Annotated in this window: 20 protein-coding genes; 15 read left to right on the top strand and 5 right to left on the bottom strand. The window is 68.5% G+C overall.

Annotation, left to right across the window (positions count from 1 at the left end; all coding sequences use genetic code 11):
• Positions 1-26 precede the first annotated feature (26 nt).
• From dosR to MTAB308_RS09340, 5 genes are all read left to right on the top strand, one after another.
• Positions 27-689, top strand: coding sequence for a hypoxia response regulator transcription factor DosR/DevR (gene dosR / locus MTAB308_RS09360; RefSeq protein WP_077100083.1), 663 nt, complete (start codon positions 27-29; stop codon positions 687-689).
• 213 nt (positions 690-902) lie between these two features.
• A complete protein-coding gene (locus MTAB308_RS09355; protein WP_173842175.1) occupies positions 903-2,555 on the top strand; it encodes a sensor histidine kinase in 1,653 nt (550 codons plus the stop codon).
• A gap of 94 nt (positions 2,556-2,649) precedes the next feature.
• Positions 2,650-3,198, top strand: coding sequence for a GNAT family N-acetyltransferase (locus tag MTAB308_RS09350; RefSeq protein ID WP_077099208.1), 549 nt, complete (start codon positions 2,650-2,652; stop codon positions 3,196-3,198).
• The gene (locus MTAB308_RS09345; RefSeq protein ID WP_077099207.1) at positions 3,186-4,064 is read left to right on the top strand and encodes a universal stress protein; all 879 of its coding nucleotides are present in this window, start codon (positions 3,186-3,188) and stop codon (positions 4,062-4,064) included. Before MTAB308_RS09350 ends, MTAB308_RS09345 begins: the two co-directional genes overlap by 13 nt.
• Before the next feature lie 9 nt (positions 4,065-4,073).
• Positions 4,074-4,442: a SpoIIAA family protein gene (locus MTAB308_RS09340; RefSeq protein WP_077099206.1), complete on the top strand. Its 369-nt coding sequence runs from the start codon at positions 4,074-4,076 to the stop codon at positions 4,440-4,442.
• Between the two features lie 62 nt (positions 4,443-4,504).
• Here the strand turns inward: MTAB308_RS09340 and MTAB308_RS09335 are convergent, their stop codons facing one another.
• Both MTAB308_RS09335 and otsB read right to left on the bottom strand, forming a co-directional pair.
• Positions 4,505-5,323, bottom strand: coding sequence for a universal stress protein (locus MTAB308_RS09335; protein ID WP_077099205.1), 819 nt, complete (start codon positions 5,321-5,323; stop codon positions 4,505-4,507).
• A 150-nt stretch (positions 5,324-5,473) separates the two neighbouring features.
• The gene (otsB, locus tag MTAB308_RS09330) at positions 5,474-9,088 is read right to left on the bottom strand and encodes a trehalose-phosphatase (protein ID WP_425436267.1); all 3,615 of its coding nucleotides are present in this window, start codon (positions 9,086-9,088) and stop codon (positions 5,474-5,476) included.
• Between the two features lie 171 nt (positions 9,089-9,259).
• Here otsB and MTAB308_RS09325 point away from each other — a divergent pair, with 171 nt between their 5' ends.
• From MTAB308_RS09325 to MTAB308_RS09305, 5 genes are all read left to right on the top strand, one after another.
• Entirely contained in the window at positions 9,260-10,147 is an 888-nt protein-coding gene (locus tag MTAB308_RS09325) for a universal stress protein (protein WP_077099203.1), read from the top strand.
• Between the two features lie 90 nt (positions 10,148-10,237).
• Positions 10,238-11,650 (top strand): bifunctional aminoglycoside phosphotransferase/ATP-binding protein, encoded by a 1,413-nt coding sequence (locus tag MTAB308_RS09320; RefSeq protein WP_083746534.1) that lies wholly within the window; start codon positions 10,238-10,240, stop codon positions 11,648-11,650.
• 115 nt (positions 11,651-11,765) lie between these two features.
• Complete coding sequence (locus tag MTAB308_RS09315) at positions 11,766-12,752, top strand: Acg family FMN-binding oxidoreductase (RefSeq protein ID WP_077100081.1); 987 nt, start codon at positions 11,766-11,768, stop codon at positions 12,750-12,752.
• 28 nt (positions 12,753-12,780) lie between these two features.
• Positions 12,781-13,884 (top strand): 3-oxoacyl-ACP synthase III family protein, encoded by a 1,104-nt coding sequence (locus MTAB308_RS09310; RefSeq protein ID WP_077100080.1) that lies wholly within the window; start codon positions 12,781-12,783, stop codon positions 13,882-13,884.
• The gene (locus MTAB308_RS09305; RefSeq protein ID WP_077099201.1) at positions 13,868-14,737 is read left to right on the top strand and encodes a 3-oxoacyl-[acyl-carrier-protein] synthase III C-terminal domain-containing protein; all 870 of its coding nucleotides are present in this window, start codon (positions 13,868-13,870) and stop codon (positions 14,735-14,737) included. Before MTAB308_RS09310 ends, MTAB308_RS09305 begins: the two co-directional genes overlap by 17 nt.
• 69 nt (positions 14,738-14,806) lie before the next feature.
• On the opposite strand, the gene ppsA is transcribed toward MTAB308_RS09305, so the two are convergent.
• Positions 14,807-17,203, bottom strand: a complete 2,397-nt coding sequence (gene ppsA, locus MTAB308_RS09300; protein ID WP_077099200.1) for a phosphoenolpyruvate synthase — start codon at positions 17,201-17,203, stop codon at positions 14,807-14,809.
• Between the two features lie 110 nt (positions 17,204-17,313).
• Between ppsA and MTAB308_RS09295 the strand changes: the two genes are divergently transcribed.
• Positions 17,314-18,720, top strand: a complete 1,407-nt coding sequence (locus MTAB308_RS09295) for a WS/DGAT/MGAT family O-acyltransferase (RefSeq protein ID WP_077100079.1) — start codon at positions 17,314-17,316, stop codon at positions 18,718-18,720.
• On the opposite strand, the gene MTAB308_RS09290 is transcribed toward MTAB308_RS09295, so the two are convergent.
• Positions 18,710-19,402 carry a PAS and ANTAR domain-containing protein gene (locus tag MTAB308_RS09290; RefSeq protein ID WP_077099199.1) on the bottom strand — a complete coding sequence of 231 codons (693 nt, stop codon included), beginning with the start codon at positions 19,400-19,402 and terminating at the stop codon, positions 18,710-18,712. The two genes, MTAB308_RS09295 and MTAB308_RS09290, sit on opposite strands and share 11 nt — an antisense overlap.
• 78 nt (positions 19,403-19,480) lie before the next feature.
• Positions 19,481-19,930 (bottom strand): Hsp20/alpha crystallin family protein, encoded by a 450-nt coding sequence (locus tag MTAB308_RS09285; protein WP_077099198.1) that lies wholly within the window; start codon positions 19,928-19,930, stop codon positions 19,481-19,483.
• Positions 19,931-20,075: 145 nt separating this feature from the next.
• Here MTAB308_RS09285 and MTAB308_RS09280 point away from each other — a divergent pair, with 145 nt between their 5' ends.
• The 4 genes from MTAB308_RS09280 (at position 20,076) to glgX (ending at position 24,789) form a co-directional block, all read left to right on the top strand.
• Complete coding sequence (locus tag MTAB308_RS09280; protein ID WP_077099197.1) at positions 20,076-20,414, top strand: MerR family transcriptional regulator; 339 nt, start codon at positions 20,076-20,078, stop codon at positions 20,412-20,414.
• A gap of 193 nt (positions 20,415-20,607) precedes the next feature.
• Positions 20,608-21,333: a GAF and ANTAR domain-containing protein gene (locus tag MTAB308_RS09275; protein ID WP_077099196.1), complete on the top strand. Its 726-nt coding sequence runs from the start codon at positions 20,608-20,610 to the stop codon at positions 21,331-21,333.
• A gap of 54 nt (positions 21,334-21,387) precedes the next feature.
• Positions 21,388-22,569: a zinc-dependent alcohol dehydrogenase gene (locus tag MTAB308_RS09270; protein ID WP_077099195.1), complete on the top strand. Its 1,182-nt coding sequence runs from the start codon at positions 21,388-21,390 to the stop codon at positions 22,567-22,569.
• 69 nt (positions 22,570-22,638) lie between these two features.
• Positions 22,639-24,789 carry a glycogen debranching protein GlgX gene (gene glgX / locus MTAB308_RS09265; RefSeq protein WP_077099194.1) on the top strand — a complete coding sequence of 717 codons (2,151 nt, stop codon included), beginning with the start codon at positions 22,639-22,641 and terminating at the stop codon, positions 24,787-24,789.
• The last annotated feature ends 130 nt before the right edge of the window (positions 24,790-24,919 follow it).

Genomic DNA, 24,919 nt, shown 5'->3' with positions numbered 1-24,919 from the left:
CGCGCGCCCGGCAGAAAGAATTCGACATGGTCAAGGTCTTCCTCGTTGATGACCACGAAGTCGTGCGGCGCGGTCTCGCCGACCTGCTCGCCTCGGACCCCGAGCTGGAAATCGTCGGCGAAGCCGGTTCCGTGTCGGAGGCGAAGGCGAGAATTCCGGCGCTGCGGCCCGACGTCGCCGTCCTCGACGTGCGCCTGCCCGACGGGAACGGGATCGAATTGTGCCGCGACCTGGTGTCCGATATTCCGGACCTGCGGTGTCTGATGTTGACGTCGTTCACTTCCGACGAGGCGATGCTCGAGGCGATTCTCGCCGGTGCCAGCGGTTACGTGGTCAAAGACATCAAAGGCATGGAGCTGGCCCACGCGATCAAGGAGGTGGGTGCCGGCAAGTCCTTGCTGGACAACCGGGCTGCGGCGGCGTTGATGGCAAAGCTGCGCGGCGCGGCGGAACGCCAAGACCCGTTGTCGGGGTTGACCGAACAGGAGCGGACGCTGCTCGGGCTGCTCAGTGAAGGTTTGACGAACAGGCAGATCGCCGCGCGGATGTTCCTGGCCGAGAAAACGGTGAAGAACTACGTTTCGCGTTTGCTGGCCAAATTGGGCATGGAGCGCCGGACGCAGGCGGCGGTGTTCGCCTCCAAGCTGGATCAGCGGTCCGGCCGGCCCACGGAGGCGCCGCCCGGTTAGTCGGCGGCGGAAACGTGCCCCTCGAGGTTTGCTGTCGCCGCCGCGTGCGCGACAACGGCCGGATGGCGCCGGGGCGTTGACCTTAGGCGCTTTTACCCCTAGGGGTTAAGCTCGGTGAGGATTCTGGTTGTCGTGGAGGTATCGGGTCGGGTGACCAGCGACGAGCGCGGCTCGGCCTTTGCCGGGCTTGGTCAACGCGGGCTGGTCAGCAGGATGCACGCGCAGCTCGACGAGTTGCTGGCCGCCCGCGACCAGATGGAGCACCTGCTCCGGGTCTTCGTCGAGATCGCTGGGAGTGTCGGCGACCTCGACGCGACGTTGCACCGGATCATCGCCGCCGCCAGGGGTTTGACCTCCGCCCCCTACGGCGCCCTGGCCATCCGCGACCCCGAGGGCAACCTGCTCAGGTTCATCCACGAGGGGATGGATGCCGAGACCGTCACACGCATCGGGCACCTGCCGTTCGGCAAGGGGCTGTTGAGCCTGTCGCTGCTCGACACGCCGGCCCTGCGCGTGGATGACATGACCGCGCACCCGGCCGCAGTCGGATTTCCCGAGCACCATCCGCCGATGCGGGCCTTCCTGGCGGTGCCGATCACCATCCGCGGGACCGTCTTCGGCAACATCTACCTGACCCACGTCGACCCGGAGCGGGTGTTCTCCGAGTCCGACGAGGTCGCCGCCCGCGCGCTCGCGTTCGCGGCCGCGGCCACCATCGACAACGCTCAGCTTTTCGAGCGCGAGCGGTTGTCGGTGAAGTGGATGCAGGCCAGCCGCGAGATCACGACCGCCCTGTTGTCCAGCGCGCAGCCGCACCGGCGCCCGATGCAGCTGATCGCCGAAAGCGCGCGGATCCTGACCGACGCCGAACAGGCGATCGTGCTGGTCCCGGCCGACGCGGACGTGCCGGACGAGGAAACGGACACGCTGGTGGTGTCCGCCGCGGTGGGGGTGCACGCCGATGAGGTGATGGGCCGGCGGGTTCCGGTGGACGGCTCCAGCAGCGGCGAGGTTTTCCGGTCCGGCGAGGCGCTGATCACCGAGTCGTTGCGGTACCCGATCCAGGCGTTCACCGATGTGGGGCAGCGGCCGGCCATACTGATGCCGCTGCGCGCTGACGACAGGGTCGCGGGGGTGATCGCGATCGCGCGCGGGGCCGACCAGCCGCCGTTCGACGAGAGCTACCTCGACTTGGTGAGCGACTTCGCCACCCACGCCGCGATGGCCCTGGTCCTGGCGGCGGCGCGGGACGACTCGCGCCAGCTGACCATCCTCGCCGAGCGCGAGCGCATCGCCCACGATCTGCACGACCACGTCATCCAGCGGCTGTTCGCCGCCGGGATGAACCTGCAGGGCACGCTCGCCCGGGCGCGTTCGCCGGAGGTGGCCGAGCGGCTCAACCGCACCCTCGACGATCTGCAGACCATCATCGAGGAAATCCGATCGACGATCTTCCAGCTCAAATCCCCGTTGGGCAAGGGGCCCGATTTCCGGCAGAGGATCCAACAGGTGGTCGCCGACCTGACCGAAAATCGCGAAATCGTCACCACGCTGCGCCTGCACGGACCGATGACCGCCGTGGGCGGCGAGCTTGCCGAGCAGGCCGAGGCCGTCGCGACGGAAGCCGTCAGCAACGCGTTGCGCCACTCAGCCGCGTCGCGACTGACCGTCGAGGTGGACGTCGCCGACATGTTCGTCCTCGACGTGAGCGACAACGGCCGCGGCATCCCCGCCGGCAATTCGCGCAGCAGCGGCCTGGCCAACATGAAGTACCGCGCGGAGCAGCTCGGCGGCACCTGCGAGATCACCTGTCCGCCGGAGGGTGGCACCCGGGTGCACTGGGTCGCTCCGCTCGCCGATCAGTAACGCCTGACGGCGGCGCGGTCCGGGACCAAATCCCGCGGGGTGGGGTCCAACGGCCCCTGCCGGACCGCCCCGGGACGGAATAACGTCGTTCATCATGAGCGATCAAGCGGTGGACTTCGCGGCTACGGCTTCACTGCTCGACGGGCGGATCGTGTCGTTGCGCCGACTCGGCGCCGACGACGCCGCGGCCGTAATGGCATTGCACGAACACCTCTCCGACCACGACCGTTACTTTCGCTTCTTCACGCTGCAGCCGGTCGAGTTGGCCGAACTCGTCGGCAGGCTGACCGAACCCCCCGACGGGCTGTGCGCCCTTGGGGCATTCGATGCCGGCCGGCTGATCGGCGTGGCCCACTACGTCGTCGTCCGCGAGGCGCCGAAAGCCGCGGAGTTCGCCATCGTGGTCGCCCACGAGGATCATTCGGTCGGCGTGGGGACGGCCCTGCTGAAGCATCTCGCCCGCGTGGCCCGGGTCCACGGAATCGGGCGCTTCGTCGCCGACGTCCTGGGCGAGAATCACCTGATGCTGATGGTGGTCTTCGATCTGGGCTGGCGGTGCGAGCCGGCGGATTACGGATCGGTTCGTCACCTGGAGATCGAGCTGCCCGACTTGAGCGACGAGGATGCGAAATGTCCGACATGACAAAGCAATTCGGAGTTCTGGTGTGCGTCGACGGGTCGTCGGCGTCGGACGCCGCCGTCGCCTGGGGCACGCGCGAGGCCATCATGCGCAAGCTGCCCATCACGTTGATGCACGCCGTGCAACCGGTGGTCGTCGGCTGGCCGGAGGGTCAACTTTATGCCGACATGCCCGAGTGGCAGCACGACGACGCGCAGCACGTCATCGAGCAGGCCCGCAAGACGCTGAACGCCGGCCTGGCCGGGGCGCGGGCACCCGAAACCCGCACCGAGGTGGTCTATTCCGGCGTGGTGCCGGCGCTCGTCGAGGCGTCGAAGGACGCGTGGATGATCGTGGCCGGGAGCCAGGGCCTGGGTGCGTTGGGCCGCCTGCTGCTGGGCTCCGTCACGACGGGGCTGATCCACTACGCGCATTGCCCGGTCGCGGTCATCCACTCCAGCGAGACTGCCGCGCTTGACACCAACGCACCCGTGCTACTGGGCGTCGACGGGTCGCCCGCGTCGGAAGCCGCGACCGCCCTGGCATTCGACGAGGCCTCGCGCCGCGAAGTGGGGCTGCGCGCGCTACACGTGTGGAGCGACGTCGGGGTGTTCCCTGTCCTCGGGATGGACTGGCGCGACCGCGAGCGCGAGGGCCGGGAGATCCTCGCCGAACGCCTGGCCGGCTGGCAGGAACGGTATCCGGATGTGCATGTGGAGCGACTGTTGTTCTGCGACAAGCCATCCCGGTGGCTGCTCGAGGAGTCCGAACGCGCCCAACTCGTCGTGGTCGGCAGCCGCGGTCGCGGGGGTTTTCCCGGGATGCTGCTCGGGTCGGTGAGTTCTGCCGTGGCGCAGTCGGCGAAAGTTCCCGTGCTTGTCGTTCGTTAGGAGGACGCGATGATCGAACTACTGCCGGACATGCCCCACGGGGTGACCGGCGTCCGGGTGTCGGGCCGCCTGCGCGGTAACGAACTGCGCCACTTCAAGCCCGCGATGGAAGAGATGCTGAACACCGACGAGATCAGGATCGTGGAGGTCATCGCCCCCGATTACGAGGGCTTCGGGCCCGGCGGCTTCGCCGAGGACATCAAGCTGGGTCTCGGCATGGTCTTCGCGCATCATTCGGCCTTCAAGCGGATCGCGATCGTGTCCGACAAGGACTGGGTCGGCCACGTCCTGCACGCCGTGGCGTGGATGATCCCCGGCGAGCTGGCCGTGTTCGGGCTCGATGAGCTGGACCGCGCCAAGGAATGGGCCGCAGGCTAGTCGGCGATTGCGAGCGCGGGGACCGGGCGATGCGGGTCGCCGCCATCGGCCTACTCGGCGATCTAGGTCGTGCGATCGCGCACCACCAGCACCGAACACCCCACGGGGCCGGTGAGGTGCGCGCCGGTCGGGCCGACCATCCGGGCCACCTTGTCGGAGTCCTCGCTGCCCACCACCGTGAGTTGGACGGATTCCTGCGTGTGGGCGAGGAATTCGGCCGGTCCGCGCCGCGCGGCGGCCGGCATGACGTGGACCTCGGGATACCTCGACACCCACTGGCCCAGCCGATGCTCCAGCTGGCGGTAGGGGATCTCGCCCAAACCCCACCGCCACACGCCCAGCGCCAGGATCGGGGCCCGACGCAGCCGCGCCTCGCGGAACCCCTCCTCGAGCACCGCGTCGTTGGCCGGCGAATCGTCGACGACGACGGCGATCCATCCGGAGTCCGACGAATTGCCATTGCTTCGAACGATCGCCACCGGGCATAGCGCTTTCCGGGCGACGGCGTCGGCGGTGGAGCCCAGGAGCTTGCGGGCGATGCGTCCGATCCCCACCGATCCCACGCAAACCATTGCCGCGCCGCGTGATTCGTCGACCAGGATGCCCTCCGGCGACCCGTGCACGATGTCGCATTCGACCTCGACCGGCCTGCCGGTGGCCTGCAACGCGGCGTCGGCGGCGCGCAGGGATGCTTGGGCGTACTCGACCTCCATGGCTTGATCGCCCGTCGCGTCGGCGGATCGATCGGGGATGGCATGGACCAGCCGCAGCGGGACGTTGCGGCTGGCGGCCTCGGCGGCCCCCCACTGCGCCGCGTCGATCGCCGCCTGTGAGCCGTCGATACCGATGACAATCGCCGCCGTTGCTCGCGGATGGTTCATGGTTCCTCCCGAACCGAAAGGCCTCCCCACCGGGACAGTCCCGGAAAACCTCTCTTGGACGACGTTATTGGCGGCTACGGCCTGCCAGCAGGGCCGTTAGACCCCCGTTTCGGAGCATTGGTCCATTGCGGGGCCGGGCCGCCCCGGGCTTCACGCGACCTCGATGCAGTGTCCGGGCGAGAGGCGCTGGACGCGGCCGCGGCATTCGACGGTGATCGCTTTGCCGTTGCCGGATTCGGACGTCAGGACGCCGGTCCGTCCGCTGATTCGCAGATGAACGCGCTGACCGCGGTAAACGAATGGGAACTCGATGGGGCCGAGCGCTTCGGGCCAGTGCGGGCTGAGCACCAGCCGGTCGTCGCGCGTCTCCAGTCCGGTGAAGCACCGTTGCAGCAGGTCGACGCTGCCGGCCATCGCCGCCAGGTGTATTCCCTCCGACGTGGTGCCGCCCTGGATGTCGACGACATCGGAACCCAGCACCTGGACGAAGTACCGCATGGCGTGATGCCGATGGGCGCGGGTGAGCACCCACGAATGGACGATCGCGCTCAGTGTCGATCCGTCCGAGGTACGCGACAGGTAGTACTCGATCGTCTTGGGAATCTGCTCGGGCGCAAAGCGGTAGCCGAGCCGGCCGAACAGACCCAGCAACTCCTCGGACGACAGCAGGTAGAACAGCATCAGGGCGTCGGCTTGCTTGGAGGCCTTGTAGTTGTTCACGCTGTCGTTTTCGGCTTCCAGGATGCGATCGAGCCGTTGGATGTTGCCGTAACGCTGCCGATAGCCGTCCCAATCCAATTCGTCCAGCTCCGAATAGCCTTCGAACTGGCTGATCACCTCGTCGTGGAAGGGGACGAACATGCGCCGCGTGACGTGATCCCACCGGTCGAGCTCGTCGTTGGTCAGGTCGACCCTCCCGACGAGGTCGAGCCGGTCCCGCAACGGCAACAGGTCCAGCGCGTCCATCGCGCGCATGATCACCCAGACCGCCATCACGTTGGTGTAGGCGTTGTTGTCGATCCCGTCGTACTCCTTGCCCGGGTAGCCCGAATGAAACTCGTCGGGCCCGATGATTCCCCGGATCGTGTAGCGGCCGCGGGTGTCGTCAAAGGTGGCCAGGCCCACCCAGAATCGCGCGATCTCAACCAGCATCTCGGCGCCGTAGTCACCAAGCCACTGGCGGTCACCGGTGACCTGGTAGTGCTGCCAGGCGTTGTAGGCGATGGCGAGGCCGACGTGATGCGCGCGCGCGCTGGCGTCCGGATTCCACCGCCCGGACTGCGGATTGAGGTGGAGCTCCTGGCTCACCTCGCGCCCGTCGCTGCCCGATTGCCAGGGATACATCGCGCCGAGATACCCCGCGCGCCGCGCGGCGCGTCGCGCCTCGGGAAGCCGCCGGAACCGGTAGAGCAGCAGCGAACGGGCAACGTTGGGCATGCGCAGGCTCAGCACCGGGGAGACGAACAGCGCGTCCCAGAAGACGTGCCCGCGGTAGGCCTCGCCGTGCAGCCCGCGCGCCGGGACCCCGGCGTCGAGTTCGGCAGTGTGCGGCGAAATGGTCTGCAGCACATGCAGCAAATGCAGACGTAGGACCCGCAGCGCCGGCGTGCCGCCGGCCAGGCCGATGTTGCACTGCTCCCACAACCGGTCCCACGCCCGGGCGTGCTGTTGGTGAAGCTCGTCGTATCGCCCGGCCGCGTCGAGATATTGCTGGGCGGCGCTCGCCGGTTCCGAGATGGCGGTGTCCCGGCCGGTGAAGATGGTCGCGACTTTCTCGCACGTGACCGCCTGGCCCGCGGACAGGGTGACGGCGATGTGGTGACCGCCGCGGTCGCCCTCGGCCACGACGGCGTAGCGGGCGTCGGCCCGGGCGTCCCCGAACCACACGGTGGTGCGGGCCGCGACGGCGATCGAGATGCGCGACTGCGAGGTTTCGGTTTGCAAGAGCACGGAGTCCGGCGCTATTTCGGTTATCCTCGGCGAGGTCAGGTGTGCGCTGGACAACGAGCGATAGCGCTCGACCATCGTATTTTGCACACCGCCATCGAGCAGCGAGCTGAACTCGACCGTGCCTGACCAATTCTCGGCGCCGATGGTGGTTTGCATGGCGAGCAGGTGGGGCTGATGCATGGACGCGAAGCGCTCTTGGGTGACTGTGGTGATGTGGCCCGAGCCGTCCCGGAATCGCAGGCTGCGGGTCAACGTCGCGTGACGCAGATCGAATGTCTGCCGATAGAACAGTATTTCGGCGTCGTCGACATCAAACCACGCCCCGCCGTTGACCCGGAAACTCAGCGAGAGCCAGTTGGGCAGGTTGACGAGGCTCTCGTTCTCGATGGTCCGGCCCGCGACCCGGTCGGCCAGGGTGTTGTACACGCCGCTGGCGTACGTGCCCGGGTAATGCGCCTCGGACGCGGCTGCCTCCGGTGCGCAACCCCGGCTGGCGACGTAGCCGTTGCCGACGGTGCACAGTGCCTCGCGGAGCCGCTCATAGCGCGGGTCGTAGCCCTCGTAAACGAGCTCCCAATCGTCGTCCGCCGTCGACGCCGCGGTTCCCAGGTCGTCGGCTAGCCGCCGGACGAAGTCGCCTACCGCACAGGGATTTTCGAGGCTGAATAGCGCGGCCGAAGCGCGATCACCGTCCTCGTCATGGCGCACCACGATTCCCAGGCCGTCGAATTGGACCGCGTCGAACGCATCTTCGTCGGTGATGTCGTCCCCGATGTAGACCGGCAACACGGTGCCCGGGTCGGGGGCGTCGCCGCCCACGATGCGTTGGAGCAGCCAACTGAGCGTCGTGCCGTTGTCCCAGTCCATGATTGGACGCAGTTCGATGGCTTTGCGGCCGGGGGAGGCCCGCAGGCCCTCGGAGCGGCCGAGTTCGCGGGCCGCCCCGATCACCCGTTCGACGTCCTCGGGATCGGCGTGGCGGTAGTGAATCGCGATCCCGAAGCGCTTGCGCTCCACCACTGTTCCCGGGACGTCGCTGAGCGTCTCCGCCAGGCGGTCGGCGGCGCGGGCCAGGGCGCCGACGACGCCCGAGGCGGCCGCGTTCTCATGGGTGGTGCCGTCCGGCGCCACCAATTCGAGGCCATGGCTGCCCGCGTACCACACCCCGTCGACGCCGACCCGGCCGCGCAGATCGTCGACGTCGCGGCCGCTGATCACCGCCACCGGACACTGCGCGGCCAGCCCGCGCAGCGCCTCGTCGGCGCCCTCGACGAGCGACGCCGAGTCGGGGTGCGCCACGATTTCGGACAGCGTGCCGTCGAAGTCGAGGAACACCACCGGTCGCCGGTTCGCGACCAGCTCTTTGACCTGGCCGTAGGCTTGCAAGGCGTCGGTGATTCGCGACATGGGCGCCCCACCGCTTTGCACCGAGATCCCGGCCAGGTCGGCGACCACGGTGTCGGCCCCGCACGACAGCAGCTCGTCGGCATCTCCGTTGCGCGTCAGGCCGATGACGAGGCCAAAGCCGGACTCCCTGCCGGCCTTCAGGCCGGCGGGATCGCGGTCGATGACCACACAGCGGACCGGGCGTACCCCCAGGCGGTTCGCGGTTTCGGTCGCGTCGCCGTCCACCACGCCCACCAGGTCGTCAATTCCGGCGGCGCCCAAGAGCTTTGCGCAGTCGCGGCCAGGGGAGTAGACGGCCGTCGCGACCCCGGCATCGCGCAGCCGCCGCAGCAACGGGACGGTCGAATCGCGTGCCTCGGCGCCGCCCGGCGCGGTCTCGGTGACCACGCTGTCCAGGGCAAGGATCACGGCGTCGTGGTAGCGGCGGTCGACGGTGGCGGGCCATTCGGTCACCTCTGTGACAATGCCACTTGGCGGCCCCGGTCAACGGGGCCTCATGGCCATGGGTTTGGGGACTAAAGCCTCATGATCGGCGACCGTTCGGCCAATAGCGTTTTCACCTGACTAGGGAGGAAAACGATGTCCACACCCATGAACCGCCACGGCATCGTCATCGGTGTCGACGGATCGCCGGCTTCGAACGCCGCCGTCTGCTGGGCGGCCCGCGACGCGGCGATGCGGAACGTGCCGCTGACGCTCGTCCACATGTACAGCACCTACGTGCCGACCTTCCCCCAGATTCCGCTTCCGGCCGGGGTCACGGTATGGCAGGAGCAGGACGGCCGGCAGGCCCTCGAGGAGGCGGTCAAGATCGCCGAGGACGCCGTCCAGGGGCACCAACGGCTTGCCATCAGCAGCGAACTGAAGTGTTCGCCCCCGGTGGCGACGCTGGTCGAGCTGTCCGAAGAGGCCGAGATGGTCGTCGTCGGCAGCAACGGACGCGGGGCGGTGGGCCGGCTCTTGCTCGGCTCGGTCAGTTCCGGCGTGGTCCAGCACGCGAAGTGCCCGGTCGCCGTCATTCGCGACGAAGACCCGTTGATGCCCCACCCGCAGCAGGCCCCCGTGCTGGTGGGAATCGACGGCTCGCCGGCCTCCGAGCTTGCCACGGCCATCGCCTTCGACGAGGCCTCCCGCCGCGGGGTCGACCTGCAGGCGCTGCACGCGTGGAGCGACGTTCAGGTACTCGAACTTCCCGGATTCGATTGGGCCGTGGTGAAGGCCGAGGCCGAGCGCAGCCTGGCCGAACGCCTGGCCGGCTGGCAGGAACGCTATCCCGACGTCACGGTGCACCGGCTCCTCGTCTGTGATCGGCCGGCCCGCCAGTTGATCGAAAAGTCGGAGTCCGCGCAGCTGGTCGTCCTCGGCAGTCACGGCCGGGGCGGCATCGCCCGGACGCTGCTGGGTTCGGTCAGCAACGCCGTCGTGCACTCGGTCCGGATGCCGGTGATCGTCGCGCGATCGTCCTAGGACTTGGCAGTGAGGCACCCGGCGACGGACGCTGGGTCGGTGACCACAACCGCGGTGCCCTACATCGACGTGCACGAAACCCACACGGGCATGGTCGTGCTGGTGGGCGATCGGGCGTTGAAGGCGAAAAAGCCGGTGCTGACCGACTTTCTCGACTTTCGCGCGGTGGAGCAGCGGGAGCGCGCGTGCCGCCGGGAGGTCGAGCTGAACAGCCGGCTGTCGCCCGACAGCTACCTCGGGGTCGCGCACCTCAGCGACCCCGCCGGCGGCCCGGCCGAACCTATCGTCGTCATGCGCCGCTACCGCGACGAGCACCGGCTGGCGTCCATGGTGGGCCGCGACACCGGCGAGTCCATTCGGGGCGTGCTGGATGCCATCGCCGCGGCGTTGGCGCGGTTTCACGACGGCGCGCAGCGTGGCCCGGCGATCAGCGCCGAGGGCGAGGCCGACGCCATCGACCGGCGGTGGCGGGACAACCTGGCCGAACTCGACCGCTACGCCGGTACGCTGGCGCCCGAGTCCTTGTCACGAGCGCGGCGCCTCGCCGCCGAATTCGTCGCGGGCCGTGCGCCCCTGTTCAGGCGGCGCGTCGAAGACGGGCTCATCGTCGACGGTCACGGCGATCTGCTCGCCGACGACATCTTCTGCGTGCCGGACGGACCCGCGCTGCTGGACTGCCTGGAGTTCGACGACAAGCTCCGTTACGTCGACTGCATCGATGATGCGGCGTTCCTGGCGATGGACCTGGAGTTCTTGGGCCGCAGAGACTTTGGCGAGCATTTCCTGCAGCGCTACGCCGCGCACTCGGCGCGGGCCGTGCCGCCGGCGCTGGCGCACTTCTACATCGCCTACCGCGCCGGCGTCCGGGCGAAGGTCGACTGCGTGCGGCTGTCACAGGGCAAGCCGGAAGCCGCCGGGGATGCCGCCCGCCACCTCGCCATCGCCGTCGAGCACCTGGAGGCCGGTCGCGTGCGGCTGGTCCTGGTCGGCGGCAACCCGGGCACCGGCAAGTCCACCGTGGCAAGGGCGCTCGCCGAACGGACCGGGGCGCAGGTGATCTCGACCGACGATGTACGGCGCGAATTGCGGGATTCGGGCTCGATCACCGGGGAATCCGGCGTCCTCGATCAGGGGCTGTATCACCCCGGCAACGTCGCGGCCGTCTACGAGGCCGCCCTGCGGCGGGCGCGCCCTCTGCTGGGCAACGGGCAATCGGTGATCCTCGACGGTACCTGGCGGGATCCGCAGATGCGGGCCCGCGCCCGTCGCATCGCCGCCGAAACGCACTCGGCGACGGTGGAACTCAGGTGCGCGGCGGCGAGGCAGACGGCGGCCGGCCGAATCACCACCAGGGCGCCGGGCAACTCGGAGGTGACGCCGGAGATCGCCGCGGCGTTGGCCGCTGAGCAAGCCGGCTGGGACACCGCGCACCGCATCGACACCTCGGGGTCCCCCGAGGACTCGGCGCGAGCGGCGCTCGGCGTCTGGCTCGCGTCGCCATAGGCGAACCGCTCCCCCTGGGAGCCGAACGCCCCGATCGTTCGGGACTAACGGCCCTGTCAGCACCTTCGGCGGGATCCCTACTGTCGAGCTGACAGACCTTAATGGGGTGGTTCAGATGCTGGTGCAAACGCCGGGCGCCGAGGTCATCCGGGACGCGATCATGCTGGCCGGCCGGGCGCCTTCGCTGCACAACAGCCAGCCGTGGCGATGGGTGGTCGCGGGCGCGCGGCTGCAGTTGTGGGCCGATCGCCGCCGCCTGATGTCCGCGACCGACCGCACGGGCCGCGAGTTGATCCTGAGTTGCGGCGCGGTGCTCGACCACCTTCGGGTCGCGATGGCCGCCACCGGCTGGGACGCCGCGACCAACCGCCTCCCCGATCCGTTTGAACCGGACTTGCTGGCCACCCTCGAATTTCGGCCGATCGGCGTCACGGAGGCACAGTTGCAGCGGGCCGCGGCGATCCGCCGGCGGCGTACGGATCGGTTGCCGTTCGCCGCGCCGACGGCGTGGGCGTCTTTGGAGCCGGCGCTGCGCCGCGCGGTTCTTCCGCACGAGGTGATGCTGGACGTGGTGGCCGACGAAGCGCGACCGGCCCTGGCGGAGGCGTCTGCGCTCACCGAGCAGCTGCGCCGCTACGACACGTCCTACATGTCCGAGTTGCGTTGGTGGACATCGCCATTCGAGTCGGACGCCACCCATGTGCCCGACAGCGCGCTGGTGTCGGGTTCGGAGGCCGCCGCGGTGGATGTCGCCCGCGCCTTTCCCCCGGCGGCCGAGGAGCCGCACCGCTCCGGCGTCGACGAAGATCATTCCAAGATCCTCGTGCTGTCCACCCACCACGACGACGCCCCGCTGGACGTGTTGCGCTGCGGTGAGGCGCTGTCGGCGGTGCTGCTCGAGTGCACCGTCGCCGGCCTGGCGACCTGCACGCTGACGCACATGACCGAGATGGCGATGAGCCGCGACACCGTCAAACAGCTCACCGGCACGGCCGGAACGCCGCAGCTGCTGATCCGGGTCGGCGCGTCGACGCTCGACGGCCGGCACGTCGAATCCACCGCGCGTCGCCTGGTGGCCGAGGTTCTCGAGTTTCGTGAATAACGGGCGGCCGAAACAGGAGGTATGAATGATGACTCGGCATTGGCTGGTGATGGAGACCGCCGGGGAGGGCACCCCCGCCCCATTCGTCGCCCGGCTGGCTGGCGCCGGCCGGCAGCTGCCCGAGACCCGGCTCACGACAGACGAATTGATGGCGACCACCCGCCACCGCACCCACATCGATCTGGAGCGATTGACCGGGATCCGGGAGCGCCGCGTCTCGGTGGGCGACGAGGATTCCTACACCCTGGCCACCTCGGCCGCGCTGAACTGCCTGGCCAAGGCGCGGCAGGATCCGGCCGCGCTCGACGTGGTGATCAGCTGCAGCATCACGAAATTCCGTGGCGGGCTGACCCAATGGCTGGAGCCGACGATGAGCGCCGCCGTGGCCCATGCGATCGGGGCCCCGCAGGCGATGACCTTCGACGTGTCGAACGCATGCGCCGGAATGCTCACCGGGGTCACGATTCTGAACAACTGGATCCGACAGGGCGTCGTCGAGCGGGGCCTGGTCGTCAGCGGTGAGTACATCTCGCAGTTGAGCCACAACGCGGCGCGCCACATTCGCAACATCATGAGCAAGGAACTGGCCTGCCTGACGCTCGGCGACGCCGGCGCCGCGCTCCTGCTCGAGCGGGCCCCCGCGGGCTCCGCGGGGATCAGCCTGGCCGGCTTCACCACGGTGGCCGACTACAGCCGGCTCTGCCTGGCCTACCCGGAGGGCCACGACCCGGGCGCGCGGATGTTCACCAATTCCCGCGCCATCCAGAAGGCCGCGATCGCCAACACGCCGTTGCTGTTGAGCGAAGTGCTCGACGCCGTGGGCATTTCGGTGCACGACATCGACCACGTGATCACGCACCAGACCTCCGCGCGCGCCATCCGCAAGGGAATGAAGCGCATGTCGGAGGCGTTCGGCGACAGCCCGCGGCACGACGCGGTGATCACCGTCGACCGGTACGGCAACACGGCGTCGACGACCCACACGGTGGCTCTGGTCGAGGAACTCGAGTCCGGGCGCATCGAGCCGGGAGAAACGGTCGCGCTGCTGGCGCTGGCCTCGGGATTGGAGATCGGCGTGGTCTTGCTGACCCTGGATGAGGACCTGGTGAACCGCTATGGGCACGATCATTGATCGAGTCGGCCTCGCGCACCCGCGGCTGCGGGGCCGGCACAGCGCGCTGCACCTCGCGGTTACCGCCGCGAAGGACTGCCTGCACCGGGCGGGGTGCGACCCCGATGAACTGGATCTCGTTGTCAATGCCGGGATCTACCGCGACCGCAACCTGGGGGAGCCGGCGCTGGCCGCGCTGATCCAGGACGACATCGGGGCCAATCCCGAAGATCCGCACGCCGGCGCCCACGGCACCTTCTCCTTCGACGTCTCCAACGGCGCCTGCGGAGTGCTGACGGCACTGCACATCGTCGACGGGTTCCTGCGGACACACAGCGTGCAGCGCGCGCTGGTCGTGGCCAGCGACGCCGATCCGGGACACGGGATGAGCGAACACTTTCCGTTCTCGCCCGCCGGTGCGGCGTTGCTGTGCCGCTGGACCGATGACGACGACGGCCTGAGCCGGGTGTCCTGGGTGAACACGGAGGAACCCGAGGTGTTCTCGGCCACAGTGGGATTCGCCGACGCGCGCAACGTGTTGCGGTTCAAGCGGTCCGACGCGATGGACGAGCGATTCGCCGCCGCGGCCGCGTCGGCGGCGCGGGCCTGCCTGGACGGCCAGTCCGTGGGAACGGCGGACATCGACCTGGTCGTCGCCGCGCCGGCCCGGCCCGGGTATCGCGCCGCGCTGAGCGAAGCGCTCGGGATACCGATCGAAAAGGTCTGCGTCGCAGACGATCAGCGCATGCACACCGCCGCGCTGGCGGCGGCGTTCGAACCGCAGGCCGGCAGGCTCCCGGCCGGCGCGCGGGTCCTGTTCGTCGCCGCGGGCGCGGGCGTCACCGCCGGCGCGGCCCTGTATCGGCAGCCGTAGGCGCCGAGATCGACGCTAGCGTGCGGTTCACCCGTCATTCTTCGCGACGGCGTCGATCTCGGCGGAGGGTTATTGCAGCGGCACCGCCTGGCGCTCCAGCTCGAGAATCTGGCGGGTGGTCTTCACCACCACATCGGGGTTCAGGCTGATCGAGTCGATGCCGGTGCGGACCAGGAACTCGGCCATGTCGGGGTAATCCGACGGCGCCTGCCCGCACAGCCCCGAGTGGATTCCGTTGCGGCGGCAGCCTTCCACGGCCAAGCGGATCATCTCCTTGACGCCGTCGTCGCGCTCGTCGTAGTCGAAGGCGACGATTTCGCTGTCGCGGTCGACGCCGAGCGTGAGCTGGGTCAGGTCATTGGAGCCGATGGAGAAGCCGTCGAAGCGTTGGGCGAACTGATCGAGGAGGATCACGTTGTTGGGGATCTCGCACATCGCGTAAATCTCGAGCCCGTTGTCCCCGCGCCGCAGGCCGAGTTCGCCCATCGTCTGCAGCACCAGGTCCGCCTCGGCGACCCGGCGCACGAACGGGAGCATGATGACCACGTTGGTCAGGCCCATGTCTTCGCGGACCCGCTTCATCGCGCGGCACTCCAGCGCAAATCCCTCGGCGTAGGCCGGATGCGCGTAGCGCGAGGCGCCGCGGAAGCCGATCATCGGGTTGCTCTCGGACGGCTCGAAGGCGTTGCCCCCCACCAGGCTGGCGTATTCGTTGCTTTTGAAGTCCGACATCCGGACCACGACGGGCTTCGGCCAGAAGGCGGCGGCGATCGTGCCGATTCCCTCGGAGAGGCGCTCCACGAAGAACGCGCCCCCGTCGGGGTAGCCGCGGGTGAGCTGCTCGATCGTGGCCAGCGCCCCGGCGTCGCCGACCCGTTCGGGGTGCAGCAGGGCCATCGGGTGGACCTTGATGTACTCGCTGACGATGAATTCCATTCGGGCCAGCCCCACCCCGTCGTTGGGCAAGAACGACGTCTTGAACGCGAGGTCCGGGTTGCCGAGGTTGACCATGATCTGGGTTCGGGGCCGCTGCAGGCCGGCCAATTCGGTGCGATCGATGTGGAAGCCGACCTCGCCGCGGTAGACGCGCCCGGTGTCGCCCTCGACGCAGGACACGGTGACGACCTCGCCGTCGGGCACGCTCGTCGTCGCATCGCCCGCGCCCACCACGGCCGGGATGCCCAGTTCACGCGCGATGATCGCCGCGTGGCAGGTGCGCCCGCCGCGGTTGGTGACGATCGCGGCGGCGATCTTCATGATCGGCTCCCAGTCCGGCGTCGTAATGTCGGCGACCAGCACCTGCCCGGGCTGGAAGTCCGACAGGTGCTCGAGGTGGTCGATGCGCTTCGCCACACCCGACGCGACTTTCTCGCCGACTGAACGACCCTCGGTGAGTACCTCGCCCCTGCCCTCGAGCACATAGGACTCCACCGTCGTGAGGCTGCGCTGGGAGGCCGCCGTCTCGGGGCGAGCCTGGACGATGTAGAGCTTGCCGTCGAGACCGTCCTTGGCCCACTCGATGTCCATCGGCCGCCCGTAGTGGCCCTCGATGGTGCACGCGTAGCCCGCCAGTTCGAGCACGTCGGAGTCGGTGACGCAGAATCGGGCGCGGTCGGCCTTGGGCGTGGGCACGTTGCGGGTCGTCTGCTTCGTGCCGCCCTCGACGAAGACCATCTTCACCGCCTTGTCGCCGATCAGCCGGCGCAGCACGGCCCGGTGACCGGCCAGGTAGGTCGGCTTGTGGACGTAGAACTCGTCGGGGTCGACGGCGCCCTGGACCACGTTCTCGCCGAGCCCGTAGGCGCCCGTGATGAAAACGACGTCGTTGAAGCCAGATTCGGTGTCGATGGTGAACATCACCCCGGACGACGCGAGGTCGGAGCGCACCATCTTCATGATGCCGATCGACAGCGAGACCTTGAAGTGGTCGAAGCCCTGGTCGACGCGGTAGTGGATGGCCCGGTCGGTGAACAGGCTGGCGAAACAACGGCGGCACGCGTCCAGCAGGCTCTCCGAACCCGTGATGTTGAGGAAGGTTTCCTGCTGGCCGGCGAAGCTGGCCGTCGGGAGGTCCTCGGCCGTCGCCGAGCTGCGCACCGCGAGGCTGACCTCCTCGCCGTACTCGGCCTGCAGCAGGCGGTAGGCGGACACTATCTCGGCGGCCAGGTCGTCGGGAAGCCCGGCGCCGTAGACGATTTCGCGGGCGCGCTTGCCTTTGCGCGCCAACGCGGCGACGTCGTCCGCGTCGAGGTCGTCGAGCTCGGCGTGCAGCGCGTCCCAGGCGCCGGTGCTGTCCAGCATGTGCCGGTACGCCTGCGCGGTGGTGGCGAACCCGTGCGGGACGCGGATGCCCTGCCCGGACAGCTTCTGGTACATCTCGCCGAGCGAGGCGTTCTTGCCGCCGACCACCGGCACGTCGTCGATGCCGATCTCCTCGAAGAACCGAATGTAGTTGAACCCGCTCATGCGCCTCACGATATGACCCGCCGCTGCCGCCGCGCTGCCGTCATTAGGCCCCGAAAGTTGAGGACTTCTGGCTCTCACCGCGGGGCCGCGCGGTGGCGGAAAGTGGCGAGATGGAGCAATTAACCGCGCTCGACGCGACCTTCCTGGAAGTCGAGGACGCCGATCCGCACGTGAGCCTGGCCGTCGGGGGAGTGTCGATCATGGAGGGTCCCGCTCCCGACTTCGACGAGTTCGTCGCCGCCTTCGCCGACCGCGCGCCGACCATTCCGCGGTGCACGCAGATCCTGCGGACCCACCCGCTCGATCTCGCCGCGCCCGAATGGGTGGACGACCCGCACTTCGACATCACTCGGCACCTGCACCGCCTCGCGCTGCCGCATCCGGGCGGGGACGCCGAGCTGTTCGAGACGATCGCGACCGTGATGGAGCGGCGGCTCGACCGCGAGCGCCCGCTGTGGGAGTGCTACCTCATCGAGGGCCTCAGCGGCGGCCGATGGGCGGTGCTGACCAAGATCCACCACTGCATCGCCGACGGCATCGCGACGACGCAGCTGCTGGCCAGGTTCAGCGACGACGCCGATGCTCGGGGAGGCACTTTCGCCACCGACATCCGCGCGGCCAGGGAGCCGGACCGGTCCGGCCCGCCGAGCCCGCCCAAGCTCGGCCTCAACCCGGTGCGCTGGATCGGTGACATCGGGCGGAGCGCGCTCGCCGCGGCGGCGACTGCCGAACACGTCGCCGTGGGCGCGGCCGAACTCACCGCCAGCATGTTCAGCCTCGCGCCGGAATCGTCGCTGAACGGGCCCGTCACCACGATGCGGCGCTTCAGCGCGGCCCGCGTCCGGCTGGCCGACCTGCAGCGGGTCGCCCGGGCGTTCGACGTGACCCTCAACGACGTGGCGCTGGCGGCCATCACCGCCAGCTACCGCAAGATGCTGCTCGAGCGGGGGGAACGGCCCGGCCGCAACTCGCTGCGCACGCTCGTTCCCGTTTCGGTTCGCCCGACCAACCACTTCGGCATGACCGACAACCAGGTCTCGGCGATGCTGCCGTTGCTGCCGGTCGACGAGGCCGACCCGGTGGAGCAGTTGCGGCTGGTGCACGGCCGGCTCACCCGGGCCAAGGCCAGCGGTCAAAGCGAGGGGGGCAGCGCGCTGGTCTCGGCGGCCAAGAACATCCCGTTCGCCTTGACCGCGTGGGGAATTCGCTTGCTGGCCCGGCTTCCCCAGCGGGCGGTGGTCGCGCTGGCGACCAACGTCCCCGGCCCGCGCAAGCGGCAGACTCTGATGGGCCGGCGGGTGCTGGAAATCCTGCCGGTGCCCCCGATTGCCCTGCAGCTGCGCACCGGCATCGCGATGCTCAGCTACGCCGACGCGTTCATCTTCGGCATCACCGCCGACTACGACAACGCGCCGGACATCGAGGCGCTCGCGGCCGGCATCGAGGACGCCGTCGCGAAGTTGGTCAAGGCGAGCCGCACCCGACCGAAGGCCACGCGCAAATCCGTCACCCGGTGACCTGCTGGCCGTCGCGCTGATGGATGCGCCGGTGCGCGGTCAGCAGCAGGTGGTCGAATTCCGTTTGCAGGTTGAGAGCCACGCCGGCGCCGCGGAAGTCCTCGGCGATCCGCTCGGCTAACACCCGCAGCTTGACGTTTGCCTCCTGGGACAACCACTTGAGCAGGTTGAATGCGGCGTGTTCGTCGATGTCGTAGACGAGCATCAGCATGCCCTTGGCCTGCTCGATGCCGGCGCGGTGCTCGCTGATCTCCGCCAGCCGCGCGGTGACCGCCTCCTCCTGCGCGCGCTCGGCCAGCGGGGAGACGTCGATGTAGAACCCGTGCGTCCCGATCACGTCGCCGTGTTCGTCGAACAGCTGGTCACCGACGACGACGATGTGGCGCACGGTGCCACCGGTGTCGATGATCCGGTGGCGGGTGCTGAACGCCTGGCGGGTGTTGAGGATCTGTTCGATCGTGGCCGCGACCTGTCCGCGGTCGTCGGGGTGCTTGTGCGCGAGCACCAGGTCGGTGGTCGGCGTGACGGCGCCGGGTTCGTACCCGTGGATCCGCTGTACTTCCTCGGACCATTCCCACCGCTGGTCGGCGAAGTAAAAGCGAAACCACCCCACCCGTTGCGGCACGCCGGAGGCCAAGGCCTGCTCGACATGGGGCGTCTGGCCGTTCAGCTGCCAATTCATCTCAGACCTCGCCTCCTCGGGTCGACGGATCGGAGCGGGCCGGGGGCGGCGCCGAAACGCCGCCCGCCCGCCACCTCATCAGGCGTCGATCACCTCCCGCTGCGTCGCGTTGTCGTCGATGGCCCGGTGCCCGTTGCCCCGGCCGACGGAGATCTTGCGCGGCTTTGCCTTCTCGGCCACCGGAATGTGCAGCCGCAGGACTCCTTCGTTGTAGGACGCCTCGATCCTGTCGGTGTCGAGGTTTTCGCCCAGCACGAGCTGGCGGCTGAACACCCCGCGGGGCCGCTCGGTGGCCAGCATCTCGCGGTCGGGGTCGAGGGCCGGCCGCTCGGCGCGCACGGTCACCACGTTGCGCTCGATGTCGATGTCCAGCGAGTCGGCGTCGATGCCCGGCAGGTCGAACTCGACGACGAAGTGGTCGCCCTCGCGCCAGGCGTCCATCGGCATCACGGCGGGCCGGGCGGCCGTGCCGAACACTTGTTGGGTGAAGCGGTCCAAGTCACGGAACGGGTCGGTACGCATCAGCATGGCAGTCACCTCTCACTCCAATCTCTTGACTCTGAAGCGGGCTATTTCCTATGTCTAATGACATAGATTTGATATAACACCGTCGACAGCTTAGCGCAAGTGTGATAGACAGGTTTTCTGTGGAAGTTTGCTGAGGAGCTGCTCGATGACCGACTACCCTGGTGACACCGGTGCGCCGGCGCCCGATCGGGGGGTGTACGGAATCTCCGTAGCCGCCGAACTTTCCGGCATCCCGGTGCAGTCGCTGCGCCTCTACGAACGCTATGGGCTGGTGACGCCGGCTCGCAGCCACGGCGGAACGCGGCGTTACAGCGCCGACGACCTGGCCCGCCTCCAGCGCATCAGCGCACTGCTCGACGCCGGGGTGAACCTGGCCGGCATCGCGCGGATCCTGAGCCTGGAAGACGACAACGCCGCGCTGTCGGCGGCCAACTCCACTCTGCGCTCGAAGGGCGCGGCACCCAAGAAGCGGAACGGCGGCTAGCCGGCCACCGTAAGCCTTGAGCCGCAAAGGTTCCCGCTTTCGTCCGGCGCCCGGCGCGATGAGATCTCTTCGTTTTGAGTAGCCCCGTTCGTCACGCGAGCCTTGCACTTCGCCGGGTGGCTCATAGACTTCGTTCTGCGCGCAGGCGCATGATGGGCAGTACGCGCACCAAAGACCCCGAGGGGGTGATGCCGTGGCGCGGGAGGATGTGAACACGGTGGTGGCCCAGCTGGCGGGCCTGATCGCCGAGCTTGATCGCAATGGGATGGAAACCACCGTCGGTCTGTACGAACTCGTCGACAGTGGGGCCCGGCACGTGGCGGGCTGCCAGTACGCGGGAATCACCATGGCCGACAAGACCAAGGCCGTCAGCAATGTGGTCGCCACGCACCGTTACCCGATGGTCCTGGACGCGATCCAGAACCGGTGCGGGGAGGGACCCTGCCTGGAGGCCGTGTGGCAGCACCACGTGATGCATGTCGAGGACCTCAACATCGATCAGCGCTGGCCGAACTATCAGCGGCACGCGCTCGAGCAGACCCCCATCCGCTCGATCCTGTCCTACGAGCTGTTCGCCGCCAGCGGCAGCATGGCCGCGCTCAACTTCTATGCCGAGCACCCCTACTCGTTCACCGACGAATCATTGGAAATCGGAGGCGTTTTCGCAGCGCATGTCGCCCTGGCGTGGTCGATGATGCGCCGCCAAGACCAATTCCGCAGCGCGCTGGCGTCCCGGGACGTCATCGGCCAGGCCAAGGGCGTGATCATGGAACGCTTCAACCTCGATGCCGTCGAGGCGTTCGAACTGCTCTCCCGGCTATCCCAGAAATCCAATACCAAGCTGATCGAGATCGCCACGTCACTGATCGACAGCGAGCACCCGCTCAAGCGTCGCCACCAGACCGAACGCGGCGCGTAACCCCCGGCGACCCGTGCCGTTTCGACCGGCGCGACGCGGGTATGTGCCACGTACATGAAAGCGGTCACCTGGCACGGCAAGCGCGATGTTCGGGTGGAATCGGTGCCCGACCCGAAGATCGAACGGCCCACCGACGCCATCATCGAGGTCACCTCCACCAACATCTGCGGGTCCGACCTGCACCTGTATGAGATCCTCGGCGCCTTTATGAAGCCCGGCGACGTCCTGGGCCACGAACCGATGGGAATCGTGCGCGAGGTGGGCCCCGAGACGGGCGACCTGCGCGTCGGCGACCGGGTCGTCATCCCGTTCCAGATCTCCTGCGGCCGCTGTTACATGTGCGAGAAGCGGCTCTACACCCAGTGCGAAACCACCCAGGTGCGCGACCAGGGCATGGGGGCGGCGCTGTTCGGCTATTCGGAGCTCTACGGGGAAGTCCCCGGCGGCCAGGCCGAACTGCTGCGCGTGCCGCAGGCGCAGTTCACGCACATCAAAGTCCCTGCGGGGCCGCCGGATTCGCGCTTCGTCTACCTTTCCGACGTGCTGCCGACCGCCTGGCAGGCGGTGGCCTACGCCAACATCCCGGAGGGCGGGTCGGTGACCGTGCTGGGCCTGGGGCCCATCGGTGACATGGCCGCGCGCATCGCCGATCATCTCGGCTACCGGGCCATCGCCGTCGACCTGGTGCCCGAGCGTCTGGCCCGGGCCGCCGAGCGCGGCATTCACACCATCGATCTGGGTCGGCTAGACGCAGACCTCGGTGACGCGGTCCGCGACCTGACCGACGGCCGGGGCACCGATTCGGTGATCGACGCGGTGGGCATGGAGGCGCACGGCTCGCCCGCCGCGTGGCTGGCCCAGCAGGCCAGCGGGATATTGCCGGACTTCCTCGGCAAGCGCGTCATGCAGACCGCCGGCGTGGACCGCCTCAGCGCCCTGTATTCCGCCATCGACACCGTGCGCCGCGGCGGGACCATCTCGCTGATCGGGGTCTACGGCGGGATGGCCGATCCGCTGCCGATGCTCACCCTCTTCGACAAGCAGGTGACCCTGCGGATGGGGCAAGCCAACGTCAAGAAATGGGTCGACGACATCATGCCGTTGTTGACCGACGACGACCCGCTGGGCGTCGACACCTTCGCCACCCACGTGCTGCCCCTCGACCAGGCCCCCCACGCCTACGAGATCTTCCAGAAAAAGCAGGACGGAGCGGTCAAGGTCATGTTGAAGCCTTGAAAACCGCTCTGCCGCAAGGCCTTCCGGGGCACCGTTTGGGAAAGGCTCCGGTAGGGTATCAAATGCGCCATGACCAGCCCAGAAACCCTTGCCCCCACGCCCACCGGTGAAGTGTGGCCGGGCCGGGCCTATCCGTTGGGCGCGACCTATGACGGCGCCGGCACAAACTTCGCGGTGTTCAGCGAGGTGGCGGAGCGGGTGGAGCTGTGCCTGTTCGACGCCGAGGGCACCGAGAGCAGGATCCCACTGCCCGAGGTCGACGGGTTCGTCTGGCACGCTTACATTCCCGGCATCGAACCCGGCCAGCGCTACGGCTACCGCGTGCACGGCCCGTACGAGCCGGAGAACGGCCTGCGGTGCAACCCGAACAAACTGCTGGTGGACCCGTATTCGAAGGCCATCGACGGCACCTTCGAGTGGAACCAGTCGCTGTTCAGCTACAACTTCGGCGACCCCGACAGCCGCAACGACGACGACTCCGCACCCAGCATGCCCAAGTCGGTGGTGATCAGCCCCTACTTCGACTGGGGCAACGACCGGCCACCGGACCACCAATACGCCGACACCGTCATTTACGAGGCCCACGTCAAGGGCCTCACCCAGACCCACCCGGACATCCCCGAGCAGATGCGCGGCACCTACGCCGCGGTGGCGCACCCGGTGATCATCGAGCACCTCAAGAGCATCGGCGTCACCGCCATCGAGCTGATGCCGGTGCACCACTTCGCCAACGACTCCACCCTCGTCGACAAGGGGCTGTCGAACTACTGGGGCTACAACACGATCGGGTTTCTCGCGCCCGACTTCAAGTACTCCAGCGCCACCTCCCCCGGGGGACAGGTGCAGGAGTTCAAGGCGATGGTGCGCGCCCTGCACGAGGCCGGCATCGAGGTGATCCTCGATGTCGTGTACAACCACACCGCCGAGGGCAACCACCTGGGCCCGACGCTGTCCATGCGCGGCATCGACAACGGGGCCTACTACCGGCTGGTCGACGACGACAAGCGCTACTACATGGACTACACGGGCACGGGCAACAGCCTCAACGCCGGCCACCCACACGCGCTGCAGCTGATCATGGACTCGCTGCGCTACTGGGTGCTCGAGATGCACGTCGACGGCTTCCGCTTCGACCTGGCCGCCACGCTGGCCCGGGAGTTCTACGACGTCGACCGGTTGGCGACGTTCTTCGAACTGGTACAACAGGATCCGACCATCAGCCAGGTCAAGCTGATCGCCGAACCGTGGGACGTCGGGCCGGGCGGCTACCAGGTGGGTAACTTCCCGCCGCAGTGGACGGAATGGAACGGCAAGTACCGCGACACCGTCCGCGACTTCTGGCGCGGCGAGCCCGCCACGCTCGACGAGTTCGCCTACCGGTTGTCGGGATCGGCCGACCTCTACGAGCACACCGCCCGCCGGCCGGTGGCCTCCATCAACTTCGTCACCGCGCACGACGGGTTCACACTGCGCGACCTGGTGTCCTACAACGAGAAGCACAACGAGGCCAACGGCGAGGACAACAACGACGGGGAGAGCCACAACCGGTCGTGGAACTGCGGGGCCGAGGGGCCGACCGACGACAACCAGGTCAACGAGCTGCGGGCCCGCCAGCAGCGCAACTTCCTCACCACGCTGCTGCTGTCGCAGGGGGTGCCGATGATCTGCCACGGCGACGAGCTCGGCCGCACCCAGGACGGCAACAACAACGGCTACTGCCAGGACAACGAGCTCACCTGGATCGACTGGGCCGCGGCCGACGCCGGCCTGCTGGAGTTCACCCGCAAGGTGTCGGAGCTGCGCGCGAACCACCCGGTGTTCCGCCGGCGCCGGTTCTTTTCCGGCAAGCCGCTGGGCCGCCGCGGCCAGGACGGGTTGCCCGACATCGCCTGGTTCACCCCCGAGGGCACGGAGATGACCGACGAAGACTGGGGCGCCGGATTCGCCAAGTCGGTCGCGGTGTTCCTCAACGGCCACGGCATCCCCGACCGGGACGCCCGGGGGCAGCGGGTTCTCGACGATTCGTTCCTGCTGTGCTTCAACGCCCACCACGAGCCCATCGAATTCACCCTGCCGCCCAAGGAATTCGGCGCCTCCTGGCAGCTCGTGGTCTTCACCGGACCCGACGAGGAGACGCCCGCGGAGGAGGTGCCCGGGGGAGGCGCGCTCACCGTGGACGCCCACACCGCGGTGGTGCTGCAGGCGCCCGACGCCGGCTGACGCGATCCTCAGCCGGGGGACCCCGGCCGGGCGGCATCGGTGACCTTCCGCACCGAGATTGATGACCTTTGCCTCGGGACACCGGGTACCTGTCCGCGCACACTGTCGGTTGCGCCGCGGCGGGGGAAGG

It is taken from the genome of Mycobacterium terramassiliense (genome assembly GCF_900157385.1).
GTDB classification, from domain to species: Bacteria; Actinomycetota; Actinomycetes; order Mycobacteriales; family Mycobacteriaceae; genus Mycobacterium; species Mycobacterium terramassiliense.
This window is presented reverse-complemented; position numbering and strand designations above follow the sequence as displayed.